13 protein-coding genes and 1 tRNA gene are annotated in these 14,261 nt (G+C 69.2%); 13 read left to right on the top strand and 1 reads right to left on the bottom strand.

Annotated features, from left to right (window positions below):
- The first annotated feature begins 37 nt into the window (after positions 1 to 37).
- The 12 genes from rplT (at position 38) to recN (ending at position 12,349) form a co-directional block, all read left to right on the top strand.
- A complete protein-coding gene (rplT, locus tag ACOGXI_RS02700; protein ID WP_419937370.1) occupies positions 38 to 394 on the top strand; it encodes a 50S ribosomal protein L20 in 357 nt (118 codons plus the stop codon).
- Positions 391 to 1,425 carry a phenylalanine--tRNA ligase subunit alpha gene (pheS, locus tag ACOGXI_RS02705; protein WP_419937371.1) on the top strand — a complete coding sequence of 345 codons (1,035 nt, stop codon included), beginning with the start codon at positions 391 to 393 and terminating at the stop codon, positions 1,423 to 1,425. Before rplT ends, pheS begins: the two co-directional genes overlap by 4 nt.
- A complete protein-coding gene (pheT, locus tag ACOGXI_RS02710) occupies positions 1,422 to 3,899 on the top strand; it encodes a phenylalanine--tRNA ligase subunit beta (protein ID WP_419937372.1) in 2,478 nt (825 codons plus the stop codon). The genes pheS and pheT overlap by 4 nt, the downstream gene beginning before the upstream one ends.
- Entirely contained in the window at positions 3,877 to 4,137 is a 261-nt protein-coding gene (locus ACOGXI_RS02715; protein WP_419937373.1) for a hypothetical protein, read from the top strand. Before pheT ends, ACOGXI_RS02715 begins: the two co-directional genes overlap by 23 nt.
- A complete protein-coding gene (locus ACOGXI_RS02720; RefSeq protein WP_419937374.1) occupies positions 4,134 to 4,439 on the top strand; it encodes a cell division protein ZapA in 306 nt (101 codons plus the stop codon). Before ACOGXI_RS02715 ends, ACOGXI_RS02720 begins: the two co-directional genes overlap by 4 nt.
- Before the next feature lie 254 nt (positions 4,440 to 4,693).
- Positions 4,694 to 6,265: a ribonuclease Y gene (gene rny, locus ACOGXI_RS02725; protein ID WP_419937375.1), complete on the top strand. Its 1,572-nt coding sequence runs from the start codon at positions 4,694 to 4,696 to the stop codon at positions 6,263 to 6,265.
- A gap of 76 nt (positions 6,266 to 6,341) precedes the next feature.
- Entirely contained in the window at positions 6,342 to 7,259 is a 918-nt protein-coding gene (locus ACOGXI_RS02730; RefSeq protein WP_419937376.1) for a bifunctional 5,10-methylenetetrahydrofolate dehydrogenase/5,10-methenyltetrahydrofolate cyclohydrolase, read from the top strand.
- Between the two features lie 2 nt (positions 7,260 to 7,261).
- Positions 7,262 to 8,596: an exodeoxyribonuclease VII large subunit gene (gene xseA, locus ACOGXI_RS02735; protein ID WP_419940139.1), complete on the top strand. Its 1,335-nt coding sequence runs from the start codon at positions 7,262 to 7,264 to the stop codon at positions 8,594 to 8,596.
- The gene (gene xseB, locus ACOGXI_RS02740) at positions 8,593 to 8,874 is read left to right on the top strand and encodes an exodeoxyribonuclease VII small subunit (RefSeq protein WP_419937377.1); all 282 of its coding nucleotides are present in this window, start codon (positions 8,593 to 8,595) and stop codon (positions 8,872 to 8,874) included. Before xseA ends, xseB begins: the two co-directional genes overlap by 4 nt.
- A complete protein-coding gene (locus ACOGXI_RS02745; protein WP_419937378.1) occupies positions 8,871 to 9,776 on the top strand; it encodes a polyprenyl synthetase family protein in 906 nt (301 codons plus the stop codon). The genes xseB and ACOGXI_RS02745 overlap by 4 nt, the downstream gene beginning before the upstream one ends.
- A gap of 7 nt (positions 9,777 to 9,783) precedes the next feature.
- Entirely contained in the window at positions 9,784 to 10,680 is an 897-nt protein-coding gene (locus tag ACOGXI_RS02750; RefSeq protein WP_419937379.1) for an NAD(+)/NADH kinase, read from the top strand.
- Positions 10,681 to 10,684: 4 nt separating this feature from the next.
- Positions 10,685 to 12,349, top strand: coding sequence for a DNA repair protein RecN (gene recN / locus ACOGXI_RS02755; RefSeq protein WP_419937380.1), 1,665 nt, complete (start codon positions 10,685 to 10,687; stop codon positions 12,347 to 12,349).
- Positions 12,350 to 12,399: 50 nt separating this feature from the next.
- Here the strand turns inward: recN and ACOGXI_RS02760 are convergent, their stop codons facing one another.
- On the bottom strand, positions 12,400 to 14,061 hold the full coding sequence (locus ACOGXI_RS02760; RefSeq protein WP_419937381.1) for a hypothetical protein: 1,662 nt from the start codon (positions 14,059 to 14,061) through the stop codon (positions 12,400 to 12,402).
- Between the two features lie 82 nt (positions 14,062 to 14,143).
- Here ACOGXI_RS02760 and ACOGXI_RS02765 point away from each other — a divergent pair.
- Positions 14,144 to 14,214 (top strand) — tRNA-Cys (locus ACOGXI_RS02765).
- Positions 14,215 to 14,261: the final 47 nt, after the last annotated feature.

Below are 14,261 nucleotides of genomic sequence, written 5' to 3' on the forward strand. Positions count from 1 at the left end.
CGGACAGTCCCGGTATCAGGAATCAGGAGGTGCGGTCATGCCACGCGCGACGAGCAGCGTTGCACGTAACCGTCGAAAGAAGAAGGTCCTCAAGGAAGCCCGCGGCCAATTCGGAGCCCGGTCGAAGCTCTATCGCACAGCGAAGAACTCCGTCGAGCGCGGCTGGGCCTATGCATACGTCGATCGGCGCAAGAAGAAGCGCGACTTTCGCCGACTGTGGATCGCCCGCATCAACGCTGCGGCCCGGCAGAACGGAATGTCCTATTCCCGCTTCGTCAGCGGGCTGAAGGGCGCCGGCGTCGACCTGAACCGCAAGGTGCTCGCGGACCTCGCCATTCGGGATCCGGCCGCCTTTACCAAGCTTGTCGAGGTGGCCAAAGCGCACGGCCCATGACCCCGGCCGGAGCTTCTCTCCTCGATCGGCTCGCCGCGATCGAGGGGCAGGGGCTCGCCGCGATCCGGGAGGCGGCGGACTCCGCCGCGCTCGAGTCCGCCCGCGTCGAATACCTGGGCCGGAACGGCCAATTGGCCGATGTCATGTCCCTGATCGGCACCGTCGAGGCCCCGGCCCGACGCGACGTCGGACAGCGCGCCAACGCCGTGAAGACGGTGCTGCGCGGAGCCCTCGAAGAGCGCGCGAAGGCGCTGGAGAGCGCGACCCGCGGGCCGCGCGCCCGCATCGACCTGACCCTTCCCGCCCGCGCGCGCTGGGTCGGCGGCGTGCATCCCGTTACACGGGTCATCGACGAGATCTGCGACATCTTCGCGGAACTCGGCTTCACGCGCGTGCTCGGCCGCGAGATCGAGTCCACGTGGTACAACTTCACCGCCCTCAACATCCCGCTCGATCACCCCGCCGCGGACATGATGGACACGTTTTACCTGGATGAGGATGTCGTGTTGAGGACGCACACCTCGCCGGCCCAGGCGCGCGTCATGGAAGCCTTCCAGCCGCCCGTCCGCGTCGTCGTGCCGGGGCTTGTGTACCGGCGTGACTCCTTCGATCCCTCGCACGCGCCCGCCTTCGAGCAGGTCGAGGGTCTCGCGGTCGACGAAGGCGTGGATTTTGTCGAGTTCCGCGCCGCGATCGAACACTTCGTGCGCCATTTCTTCGGTCAGGGGACGAAGAGCCGGTTTCGACCGTCCTTCTATCCCTTCACCGAGCCTTCGGCGGAGGTGGACGTGGCGTGCACGGTGTGCGGCGGGGGCGGGTGCTCCACCTGCAAGCGCACGGGGTGGGTCACGATCATGGGAAGCGGGATGGTGGACCCCGCCGTCTTCGAGGCCCTGGGGTACGATTCCGAGCGCTATACGGGCTATGCATTCGGGATGGGATCGGCGCGCATCGCGATGGTGCGGCACGGCATCCCGGACATGCGGCTCCTCTACGAGGGGGAGATGAGCTTTCTGCAGCAGTTCGCATGAACATCTCGTTCAACTGGATCGACGAACTCGCCGGACTGCGCGGGGCGTTGCGCGACCCGCGGGTTCTGGCCGAGCGCCTGACCATGACCGCCGCCGCGGTGGAGAAGATCGAAACCGTGGGCGCGGGGCTGGACGGGATCGTCGTGTCCCGCGTGCTCGAGACCCGTCCGCACCCGAACGCGGACCGCCTTACCCTGTGCAGGGTGGACAGGGGCGCCGGCGAGGCGCTCGACGTCGTGTGCGGGGCTCCCGTCATCGCCACCGGGGGGTTCTATCCGCATGTCGCGCCGGGGGGCAAACTCCCCGCCGGCTTCCGCATCGAGAGCCGGAAGATCCGCGGCGAGTTGAGCCACGGCATGCTGTGCTCGGAGGCCGAACTCGAGCTGGGCCGCGACAAGGGGGGCATCATGCGCCTCGCCGACGGGCTCGAGCCGGGAACGCCGCTCGCGGCGGCGCTGGGCCTGCCCGACACGCGTCTCACGCTGGACCTGAACCCGAACCGGGTCGATCTCGCCTGCCATGTGGGGGTCGCGCGGGAAGTGGGGGGGCCTCCGGCGCCGCGCGACTTCGGAGGGCCGGGATGGTCGCCCGAGTGGCGGGACGGCGAGTCCGAAGCGAGCGGAGCCGGGGTCACCGTCCGTATCGAGGACCTCCACCGATGTCCGCGATACATGGCCGCCGTCATCCGGGGGGTCAGGGTCGGACCGTCGCCGGCGTGGCTCGCGGGCCGGCTGCTCGCGGTGGGCGCACGTCCGATCAGCAACGTCGTCGACGCGACGAACTACGTCCTCCAGGAATACAACCAGCCTCTCCACGCCTTCGATCTCTCGCGGCTGTCCGGAGCGGAGATCCGCGTGCGCGCGGCCGTGGAGGGCGAACGGCTGACGACGCTCGATGGCCAGGAGCACAAGCTCACGCCGGCCCAGACGGTGATCGCGGACCGCGATCGCGCGATCGCCTTCGCGGGTGTCATGGGAGGACTCGACACGGAGGTGGTCGGGGACACGGTCGATGTGCTCATCGAGTGCGCGTCGTTCGACCCGGCCGGCGTACGGCGGACCCGGACCGGCGCGGGGCTCTCCACCGACGCCTCCTACCGCTTCGAGCGCGGGATCGATGTCCACGCCCAGGAGCGGGCGCTCGCGCGGTGCGTGGAACTCATCCTCGCGACGGCCGGCGGCGAGGCGGATCTCGTCGCCCTCCGCGCGGGTCCGGCGCCGGCTCCCATGCCGTCGATAGACGTCCGCGTACGTCGCGTGGATCAGGTGCTCGGCTTCGGGCTCGACCGGGCGGAGGTCCTCGCGGCGCTCGAGCCGATCGGCTTCGAGGCCCTTCCCGGCGTGAAGGGTGACCTGCTGCGCGTCTCCGTGCCCGGATGGCGCACCGACGTCACGCGGGAGATCGATCTCGTCGAGGAAATCGCGCGTCGCGTCGGGTACGACGCCGGGGCAGGCCAGGACCGCAGATTCCGGCCCAGCGCGGTGCCCGCGGATCCACGGGTCGAAAAGGCGGCCAGAGTGCGGAAGATGCTCACCGGACGCGGACTCCTCGAAGCTCGCAGCCTGAGCTTCATGCCGAAGGATTACCGGGGGAATCGCGCCGTCGTCGCGGTGCCGAACCCGCTCTCGGCCGAGGAGAGCTGCCTTCGCTCCGCCATGGTCCCGGTGCTGCTTCGGCGGCTGGAACACAATTATGCGCGCGGCAACCGCAACGTGCGCCTGTTCGAACTCGGCACTGTGTTCGGGTACGCGGCCGGCCCGAGCCCGGGAGAGGAACCGGAAGGGAAAGCGGACGCAACCCGTCGTTTCGAGGAGTCCGGACGAGTGGGGGCCGTCATCGCCGGGACCCGGCGTCCGGATCACTGGTCGGGGCCGGCGCTCGACTTCGACCTGTGGGATCTCAAGGAGATCGCCGGGTCGTTCGCGGATCATCTTTGCGGGGCGACGCTGGAGCCGCTCGAGGGCGCCGTGGCTGCGGATTCGCCGGAGAGCGGAGCGTCTCTCGCGGGGCCATGGCTCTCCCCCGGCGGGTTCCGCGCCGTGAAGGACGGTCGCGTGGTCGGCGTCGCGGGCGCCGTGGACGAGGCGTCTCTCGACGGTCCGCCGTGGGCCGCGCCCGCGTTCGGGCTCGAGTTCGATCTCGCCGCCGTCGAGGGGCGGACCGCGCCCGCCTATCGGAAGACGTCGCCGTTCCCGGCCGTGCGCCGGGATCTCTCGATGACGGTGCCGCGAGGCGTTCCCGCCGCGGACATCGAACAGGCGGTGCGGGAAGCGACGTCCGATCTCCTGCGCGACGTACGCCTCTTCGACGTTTACTCGGGCGACGAGATCGAAGGCGGCCGCCTCGGACTCGCATGGACGTTTCGCTTCCGGGCTCCCGACCGTACGCTCACGGACCGGGACGTCGAGTCGGAGATGTCCGCGCTCTCTACCGCCCTGGAGGAACGGTTCGGTGCCAGAATCCGAAAGTCCTGACCGGCAACGGGAAGTTGAGCGACTGCTCGACCGCCTCTCCCGGGCGGCCGGCAGGATCGAGACTCGCTGGGAGAAACCCCGGATCGCGGGCGCGCGCGGACCGGCGATTCCCGGTATCGAGGAGCGGCTCGAGGCGGTGACGGCCGAGAACCGTCGGCTGCGGGAGACGCTGGCCGAGGCCAGGGCAAAGGCCGTGCGACTCCGAAACCGACTCGCTCATGTGGAGGATGAGGTATGACTTCAACGGATGATTCGCCTCCGGTCGGCGTGACGATCTTCGGCGATCGATACCGGATCCGGACCGACCGGGGCGACGCGTACACGCGGGCTTGCGCGAAGTACGTGGACGACGCGGTTCAGCGTGCGCACATGACGGGCGTGGCCGAGCCCCATCGCGCCGCGATCCTCGCCGCGCTCGAGATCACCGACGAACTCCTCCAGGCCCGCCGCGAGGTCGAGCAACTCACGGCCGCCGTCGAGGCGCGAGTCACGGAAGTGACCGAACGGCTCGAGTCCATCGGGGGCAACACCGCGCGATAAGGTCTCGCCGTCCGCTTGCGGCGTTCAAACTCCCGAGCAACGTTTCCGGGCGCAGGTTGGATGGATGCAGGGTGGAGGGATCAGGAGCAATCGGTGTTGTGCTGTCCGTAAGGTGGCTTCGCACGAGCGCGGCCCCAGCTTCAGATAGATGATCGAACGGCGCGCATCGTTCCGTTCGATCTGAGCGGCATGCACCGGTGGACGAGTCCGCCGGTTTTTTTGTTCATAGATGGTTCGAGGATCGGAGTCTGGCCGTGCTGGAATCCATCACCGTGCCGACGATGCTGTTGGCGATCGCGGGTCTCGTGGCGGGGGGCCTTGCAGGGATTCTGATCGAGCGACGCGGTCTGCGCCGGGCGCGCAGCCGCCTCGAGATCGACGGGCGGGACATCGTCGAGTCCGCCCGGCTCGAGGCGGGCAGCCTCCGCAAGGCGGCGGAACTGGCGGGGCGCGAAGAGGCACAGCGTCTCCGGGAGGAATCGGCCAGAGAGGCGGAGCGCCGGCGCGCCGAGTTGGAGCGGCTGGAGCAGCGCACGCTCGAGCGGAGCGAGACGCTCGAGCAGAAGCTCGAAAAGATCGATCAGCGGCAGGAGCGGCTGGATCGTCGCCGCGAGCAGATCGAGGCGGAGCGCGGCCAACTCGACACGCGGGCGAAGGAACTCGTCGACCGCGAGCGGAAACTCGGAAAACGCCTCGAGGAAATCGCGGGCATCAGCCGGGAAGCCGCGCGCCGCGAGCTGATCGGCCAGATTCGCGACCAGGCGCGGGCGGACGCCGCCCAGCACGTGCGGGAGGTGGCCGAGCGTGCCCGAAACGAGGCCGAACGGGAAGCCCGCAAGATCATCTCCCAGGCGATCGAGAAGCTCTCCGTAGATCATTCCTCCGAAGCGGCCGTCTCGGTCGTCACCCTTCCCAGCGATGACATGAAGGGCCGAATCATCGGTCGCGAAGGCCGGAACATCCGATCCTTCGAGGCGGCCACCGGCGTCGACGTGGTCGTGGATGATACGCCCGAGGCCGTGATCCTCTCCTGCTTCGATCCCGTCCGGCGCGAAGTCGCCCGGCTGGCCATGGATCGCCTCGTCGGCGATGGCCGGATCCACCCGGGCCGCATCGAGGAGGTCGTGGAGAAGGCACGGGAAGACGTTCAGGCCACGATGCGACAGGCCGCTGACGAGGTTCTGTACGAACTCGGCATCCACGACCTGCACCCGAAACTCCGCGAAGTCCTCGGTGTCCTCCGCTTCCGGACCAGCTACGGGCAGAATCAGTTGCAGCACGCGCACGAGGTCGCGCTCATCGGAGCGACGATGGCGGCGGAGTTGTCGCTCGATGCGCAGTTGGTGAAGCGGATGGGTCTGCTGCACGACATCGGCAAGGGACTCACGCACGAGAAAGAGGGGAGCCACGTCGAGATCGGTTACGATCTGTGCAAAAAATGTGGAGAGAAGGACGGTGTGCTGAACGCGATCCGCGCGCACCATGGCGAAGAACCCGCCCGTTATCCGGAAACCTTCCTCGTGACCGCGGCGGACGCGATCTCGGGCGCCCGTCCCGGGGCGCGGCGGGAGTCGTTTGAGCACTACGTGAAGCGACTGGAGAAATTGGAGGAGATCGCGAGTTCCTGGGATGGGGTCGAGAAGGTCTATGCGATCCAGGCAGGGCGGGAGATCCGGATCATGGTGACGCCCGACAAGATCTCGGACGAAGAGATGGCGCGGCTGTCGGAACGGACGGCCCGCCGCATCGAGAACGAGTTGCAGTATCCGGGCCAGATCAAGGTCGTCGTCGTGCGCGAGTCCCGAACCGTGGATTTCGCACGCTGACAACCACGCGTACCACCATGCGTAGCACCATGCGTAGCACCATGCGTAGCACCATGCGTAGAACGGAGAGAAACGGATGACGGCACAGCTCATCGATGGGAAGCGGATCGCGGCCGAGATCCGGGCGGAAGTGGCGGAACGGACGCGGCGCCTTGCCGAGCGGGGGATCCGGCCCGGCCTCGGCGTCGTCCTCGTCGGCGATGATCCCGCCTCGCACGTTTACGTGCGGATGAAGACGCGGGCCTGTGACGAGGCCGGAATCCATGCCCGCGACATCACGCCGCCCGCCGACATCGGCCGCGAGGAACTCCTCGGCATCGTCGATGAGCTGAACGCCGATCCGGCCATCCACGGGATTCTCGTACAGCTCCCCCTGCCTCGACACCTCGATGAGCGCGAGGTGACGGAGAGGATCGATCCGGCCAAGGATGTCGACGGATTCCACCCCGTGAACCAGGGCCGCATGTCCCAGGGGGACGCGAACGCGTTCCGGCCCGCCACGCCCGCCGGCGTGCAGGAACTCATCCGGAGGACGGGCGTCGAGACCTCCGGCGCGCACGTCGTCATCGTCGGCCGCTCGAACATCGTCGGCATGCCGATGTCGCAGATCATGCTCCAGAAGGAACCCGGGGCGAACGCCACCGTGACGGTGGCCCACAGCCGGACGGCGGACCTCGGCGCCGTGACGCGCCAGGGCGAGATCCTCATCGTCGCCGTCGGCGTCCCCGGCATCGTTCGCGGCGACATGGTGCGCGAGGGGGCCGTGGTGATCGACGTGGGAGTGAACCGGGTCGAGGATCCGACGACCGAGCGCGGCTACCGGCTCGTGGGCGATGTGGCGTTCGACGAGGCGGTGGAGCGGGCAAGCTGGATCACTCCGGTTCCGGGCGGCGTGGGGCCCATGACGATCGCCATGCTGCTCCGGAACACGGTGACTTCGGCGGAGCGGACCGCCAGCCTCGTGGCGGCGGGGGCGGTGGCGGCGTCGGGTTGAACGTGACGCGTCAGGCCTCGCTGTTCGGCGCTGCGGAGGTCCGCGATGGCCGCTCCCCGGAGGGCGCGATCACCGTGTCCGATCTGAACGCAGCGGCGCGCGGCACGCTGGAGAAGCGGTTCGGCGACCTGTGGGTCCGCGGCGAAGTGACGAACTGGACCCGTTCCTCCGCCGGGCACCGCTATTTTTCGCTTCGGGACCAGGAGCGGGACGCCAGCGTCGCGTGTGTGTTCTTCCGGGGAGATGCATGGCGCCTGCCGGCGGATCCGGAGGACGGCATGGAAGTCTTCGTCCACGGCCGTCCGACCCTCTACGCCCGGCAGGGACGGTTCCAGTTGCGCGTGCGCGCCATTGAAGCGGCGGGCGAGGGGCTGTGGAGGATCGCCTTCGAGCGGCTCCGCCGGGAGCTGGCGGCGGAGGGCATGCTGGACCCGGAGCGCAAGCGCGCGTTGCCCGCGTTCCCGCGCCGCGTGGGCGTCGTCACGTCGCGCAAGGGCGCGGCCCTTCACGACATCATCACGGTGCTCAAGCGGCGGGCCCCCTGGGTCGGGATCGTGGTTAGCCACTGCCGCGTGCAGGGCGAAGGCGCGGCCGGCGAAGTGAGGGCGGCCCTCCAGCGCCTCGCGGATTGGGGCGCGGGCAGTCCGGACCGGAAACTCGACGCGATCATCCTCAGCCGGGGCGGTGGGTCCATGGAGGATCTGTGGTGCTTCAACGAGGAGATGGCGGTTCGAGCGGTGGCGTCGAGCCCGGTCCCCGTGATCTGCGCCATCGGGCATGAAGTCGACGTGACGCTGTGCGAGTTGGTTGCCGACGTTCGGGCGCCGACGCCGTCCGCGGCGGCGGAACTCGCCGTGCCGGATGTCCGCAGCGTCCGCGTCTCGCTCGACACGGCGGGAAGAGGTCTGGCTCGCGGGTTGCGCCGGCTCATCACGCGCGGGAGCGATCGCGTGGAAGCGGTGGCGCAACGCCTGCCCGTTTCCGCGGGACACGCGCGCGATGTCGCGAAGCTGCGCCTCGCCACCATGGCGGCCCGCCTCCCGGCGGGAATGGAGCGCGTTCTGGCCCGCTCGCGCACGCGGCTCGCCGGACTGGCCGCCGCGCTCGACGCGCTGAGCCCGCTCGAGACGGTGGCTCGCGGCTACGCCGTCGCGACCGACCTCGAAGGACGCCGGCTCACGCGGATCGACGACTTCACGCCGAGACAGCGCTTCCGCCTGCGGGTCGAGGGAGGGCAGGTCGCGGCGACGGCGGACGCCGTGGAACGTGACGCGGTGGAACCCGCCGCCGTACAGCCGGACGCAGGGCAACCGGACGCAGTGGAGCGGGGCCCGTGAGCGAGCCTTCGACGGAGTTCGAATTCGAGGAGGCGATGCGGGAGCTGGAACGGATCGTCGCACGCCTCGACCGGGAGGGCGTCGGCCTGGACGAGGCGGTCGCGCTCTTCGAGCAGGGGATCGAGCGTCTCGGCAAGGCTCGGCACTGGCTCGAGACGGCGAGCGGCCGGGTCGAGGCACTCATCGCGTCGTCCACGGGAAAGCTGGAAGCGACGCCGTTGGAAGGGGTGGAAAACTCGGGCGGCAAGCCAGAGGACCAGTCGGACGGCGAACCGTGACCCCGACGCTCGATGAGCTGCGCGCCGCCATCGACGCGGAGCTGGAGGGCTGGCTGTCCGAGACGTTGCAGGGGACGGGCCCGATCGCGGAACCCATTCGGTACGCCGTCCTCGCAAAGGGGAAGAGGATCCGGCCCCTCCTGTTCGTCGGGGCCTGGGAAGCCGCAGGCGGCGTCAGGGGGCCGATCGCGGCGAACGGCGCCTCCGCGCTCCATCGCACGGCGCTGGGGCCCGAACTCGTCCACACGTATTCCCTGGTCCACGACGATCTCCCGTGCATGGATGACGACGACCTTCGCCGGGGGCGGCCGACGGTGCATGTCCGGTATGGGGAGCGCGCCGCGGTCATGACGGGAGCGGCGCTGCTTCCGCTCGCGATCCGTGCCGTAGCCGAAGGGGCTGCGGGTCTGGGGCTGCCGGACCCCGTTGCGGGCCGACTCATCGGGATTCTCACCGCGGCGGCCGGCAGCGACGGAATGGTCGGAGGCCAACTCCTCGACCTCCTCGCCGAGAAGAAGCGCGTGAGCTTCGAAGCGCTCGCGCGGATCCATCTCGGCAAGACGGCTCGCCTCATCGCGGCCTGCTGCACCATGGGCGGCGTCGCGGCCCGCGCGCCCGAGGAGACCGTCGATCGACTGACCCGCTTCGGGATCGCGATCGGGCTCGCATTCCAGACGGTGGACGATATCCTCGACGTGACGGGCTCCTCGAGCCGCATGGGGAAGATCGGCGGACGGGATGAAGCCCTGGGAAAGGCGACGACGCCATCGATCCTCGGCCTGGAGGGTGCAAGAGCACGCGCGGAACAGTTCGGCCGGGAGGCGCTCGGCGAGATCGCTCCGCTCGCCGAACCGGGCCGGCTGCGCGAAATCGGACGCCTCGTCCTCGACCGCGACCGTTGAGCGGCCGGTGACGTTCTTCATCATCGGCAACGCCGATCACCCGGAACTGGAGCCGCTCCTCCACCGCGTCGAGCGGAGAGCGGACGAACTCGGCGTCTCTCTCGTCTTCGAGCGGTCGCTCGCGCTGAAGGCCGGACGCGACTCCGCCTCGCTGGAGGAGATTGAAGGCGAGGTCGCACTCGTGCTGGTCCTCGGCGGGGATGGGACGTTGCTGCGGGCGGCTCGTCTGGCGGCGCCCCGCGGGATTCCCGTGCTGGGTTGCAACCTGGGCCGGCTGGGGTTTCTCACGATGGTGTCGGAGGATGAACTCGAGGCGGCGATGTCGATGGTGGCGAGCGGGGACTACGCGCTCGAGAAGCGGATCGCCCTCCGCATCCGGGTGGTTCCGAACGGATCCAACGGGCCGGACGAGCGGAGCTTCTACGCGATCAACGACGCGGTCATTCACAAGAGCGGCTTCGCCCGCCTGATCGGGCTGCGCGTGCTGGCCGACGACGATGAAGTGGGACACTACAGCGCGGATGGCATCATCCTCGCCACAGCCACGGGCTCGACCGCCTACAGCCTCTCCGCGGGCGGCCCCATCGTCTCCCCGACGATGGATGGCATCGTCGCGACGCCGATTTCGCCGCACACGCTCGCCGTGCGCCCGGTCGTGTTTTCGGGAGACACGAGGATCTCCGTCGAACTCCTCTCGGGCGACCACGACCTGCAACTGACCGTCGACGGACAGCCGGGTTGTCTTCTTTCGGTCGGGGACTGCGTGGAAGTCTCCCGCTCGCGGCACGCCGTGGGTCTGGTCCGGCTGCCCTGCCATTCGTTCTTCACCGTACTCAGGCGGAAGCTGCGGTGGGGCGATGTCCGCCAACACCCAACGCCCCCGTCCGGGGAGGAAGAGGAATAGCAGGGTGTTGAGGGAGCTTCGGGTTCGGAACTTCGCCGTCGTCGAGGAAGCCACGCTTGAATTCGGACCGGGCCTCAGCGTGCTCAGTGGCGAGACCGGGGCGGGGAAATCCATCCTCGTCGAAGCGCTCGCGCTCCTCGTCGGGGGGCGACCGTCCCAGGACATGATCCGGGCGGGAGCCGGAACCGCCCGCATCGAGGGCCGCTTCGAGATCGAGGACGTCGACGGACTGCGGGCGCTGTGCGAGGACGCAGGTGTTGACCGGGAAGATGGCTGGCTCATTCTGTCTCGCGAGTTGCGTCGCGAGGGGCGGCATCGGGCATGGGTCAACGGCTCACCGTCCACCACAGGAAGGCTGCGTGAGTTCGGGGTTCGGCTTCTCGACCTCCACGGACAGCACGATCACCAGCGGCTCCTGGACCGCGCGTGGCAGCGGCGAATTCTGGACGCCCATGGCCGGCACGAGGCGCTGGCCGAGCAGACGGTGGCCGCCTACGGAGGTTTGCGGGCCATCGAGGGACGCCTCGAGGACACGCGCCGCGCCGCGCGCGAGGGGCGTGAACGCGCGGACTACCTGCGCTTCAAGCGGGACGAGATCGCCGGGGCCGGGCTCGATCCGCACGAAGATGAGGCGCTCGAATCGGAAGCCCGCCGCCTCTCGCATTCCGAAGGGTTGATCGAACTCTCGGGTTCGCTCCACCACGGGCTGTACGAAGGCGAGGGGTCGATCGTCGACCAGTTGGGCGAGTTCGCGGCCCGGCTCGAGGCGCTCGTCGCGATCGACCGCGAGGCGGGTCCCTTCCGCGACCTGATCGAGGCCGCGCTCCGCAACGTCGAGGAACTCGGGCGGAACCTGGCTCCGTACCGGGACTCGATCGAGCACGACCCTCGACGGCTCGACGAGATCCGCGTCCGGCAGGATCTCCTCTACCGGCTCAAGCGCAAGTACGGCGGCACGCTGGAAGAGGTGATTGGCGCGGGCGAGGAAGCCCGGCGTGAGTTGGAGACCGTGCGGGGAGCCGATGATGAGATCGAGCGCCTCGAAGCGGTGCGGGAGGCCGCGTCCGTCGAACTGGCCGCGCTGGCGTCCGAACTCTCCGAACGGCGCCGCGAATCGGCCCGCGCGCTCGCCGAAGCGGTGACGGCCGCGCTCCCGGAACTCGGGCTCCGGGGGGGCCGACTCGAGATCAGGCTCGACGCCTATGGCGAGATCAGGGGGACCGGCGCCGAACGGGTGGAGTTTCTCGTCTCCCTGAATCCGGGTTTCCCTCCGGCGCCGCTGCGGCGCGTCGCCTCCGGGGGCGAGATGAGCCGCCTCATGCTCGCGCTCGAGACCGCCCTCATCGAAGTGGACGACTTGCCGGTGCTCGTGTTCGACGAGATCGATGCGGGGATCGGGGGCGAGGTGGCGCACCGCGTGGCGGCCCGGCTCGTGCGGCTTTCGGCCGCGCACCAGGTGCTCGTCGTCACGCACCTCGCGCAGATCGCGGCGCGCGCCGATGCCCACTACTCCATCGGCAAGGTCACGGAAGCCGACAGCGCGCGGACGTCGGTCCGGGTGCTCACCGGCGGGGAACGCGTCCACGAAGTCGCCCGCATGCTCGGAGGCGACCCCGCCAGCCGCGCCTCACGCGCCCATGCGGAGGAGTTGCTCGCGGGCCAGTTGTGACGGCAGCCCGGCCCGGGCCCTGCCCGACCGGGATGGCGGGAAGGTGCTGGCTAGAAGATGTTGATCGGGAAGCGGAGTTCGGCCCCGTAGCGGAATGAGGCCGGCGTTCGCCCCCCGGAGCCCGAGATCGCGCGGCGCAACGAGATGCCGAACTGCCATGCTCCGCGCACAGGTTTTGCCCCCTCATGCAGTTCCTCGACGCCCCCCGCTTCGGACAGGTCGATGAGGAACCCGATTCCCAGCCGATGGCGGGTTTGCGCTCCCTCCGCCGCTACCGTGTTCGGGTCCAGCCCCTCGATCGGCCCGACGAACTGGTAGGTCGGCGCCTGCAGCCGGAAGTAGTCGTACTCGATCCCCACGCTGAGGGCGGCGTTGAAGCGAAGGGAAGGGCGAACCAGAACCGCGAGGTAGTCTCCCAGATCGCGCCGCATCAGCGCTACCAGGTCTTCCTGGCCGTAGGGGCGATCCGGAGGGTTGAAGCGGATCACCGCCTCGTCGGGGCGCTGCAGCCCGTAGCGGGCGGAAGCGCGGATCATTAAGAGGCTCCCGAGGGCGATGTCCTGGTACAGCGCCAGTTCGATGTCGGTTTGGCCGTCCCCGATCGGCAGGTCCGACGAGTTCGACGGGTCTCCGAAGATCGTGAGGTTGCGGTTTCGGATAGGGAGTCGGGCGAGTCCGCCCACGCTCGTGCGGAACCGAATGCCGCGTTCCGAAGCCGCGCCGGGATCGGACCCCGCTTCCGCACCCCCGGCCGGCCCCGGGATCGGCGTTCGGCGCGTGATGCCGTCGATCAGGTTCACGCGCACGAAGACTTCGACCTCTCCCAGATCGAGTTCGTTTCTGCTGTCTCGCGGCAGTCGATCGGCGAGGCCCTGACTCAGGAACAACGTGTTGAAGTCGTCCTCGGTCGCGAACTCGGGCAGGGAAAGCTCCGGCAGAGCCAGGCCGAGGGCGTCGAACGCCGCCGCGAAGTCCGAGAATCGCCGCGCCATCTGGGTCCCCGCCACGCTGGAAGCGGTGGGAATCAGGCTTCCGGCTGCGGCCCGCTGCCGCAGCGTGTTGATGAAGTTCCGCGTCGCCTCCCGGAGCGCGATCGCTTCATCGAGGGCGGTCCCCGTCAGAGAGCCGCCGTCGATCAGCGAACCGAGACCGTCGAGCGCCGACCGCGAATCCAGGACAAAGGGCGCACCGGACTCGAAGGCCGCGCCGTTACCGGTCACCGTCGCGGTGGAATCGAAGGCGAAGCCCACGGTCATGTCCGTGAGAGTGAAGGGAACCCGGGCTCCCACGCTGACCCAGTCGAGGACACCCACCTCGACGCCGAGCCCGAGCCGGCGCACCTGCGCCCGCATCGCGGAAAAGCCCAGCCCGCCGAACGAGAAGTCGTCCTCGGTCACGGGGTCGAAACCGAGCGCCTCCGCATCGTCGTTGAGTCCCTGGATGAGAGCGAAGGGGGGAGGGAACATGCGGCGGGCGAGCGGACCGTCGAAGTGGGCGGCAAGCGGCTCGCGCTCGCCGTCGACGATCCCCGCGCTTGAGTCGAGGGCGAACTGCTCGGACCAGTTCAGCAGGGTCGGCTGAACGGTGAGCCACAGATTCCCCTTCCGCGGCAGTCGCGCGTCGCTGAACTGCCCGGCCAGATGGACGGGAGCCATGGCCGTGGCGACGAGGGCGAGAAGGACCGGAAGGGCGCGTCGGATCTGCGGGAGCATCGCGCGAGTATAGCAGTCCGGGGCGCGATGGAGAACCTTCACTTTCCCCCATGTGGTCGCTCCATTAGGCTGTGCGAACTCCGGCGCCGTGGCCGAGTGGTTAGGCAGGGGCCTGCAAAGCCCCCTACTCCGGTTCGAATCCGGACGGCGCCTTTTTCCTGGCGGCTTTGCCGGCTGCCATGCTCTCCGGCGAGAACGGG

Origin of the sequence: Candidatus Palauibacter sp. (genome assembly GCF_965208055.1) — a bacterium.
Taxonomy (GTDB): domain Bacteria; phylum Gemmatimonadota; class Gemmatimonadetes; order Palauibacterales; family Palauibacteraceae; genus Palauibacter.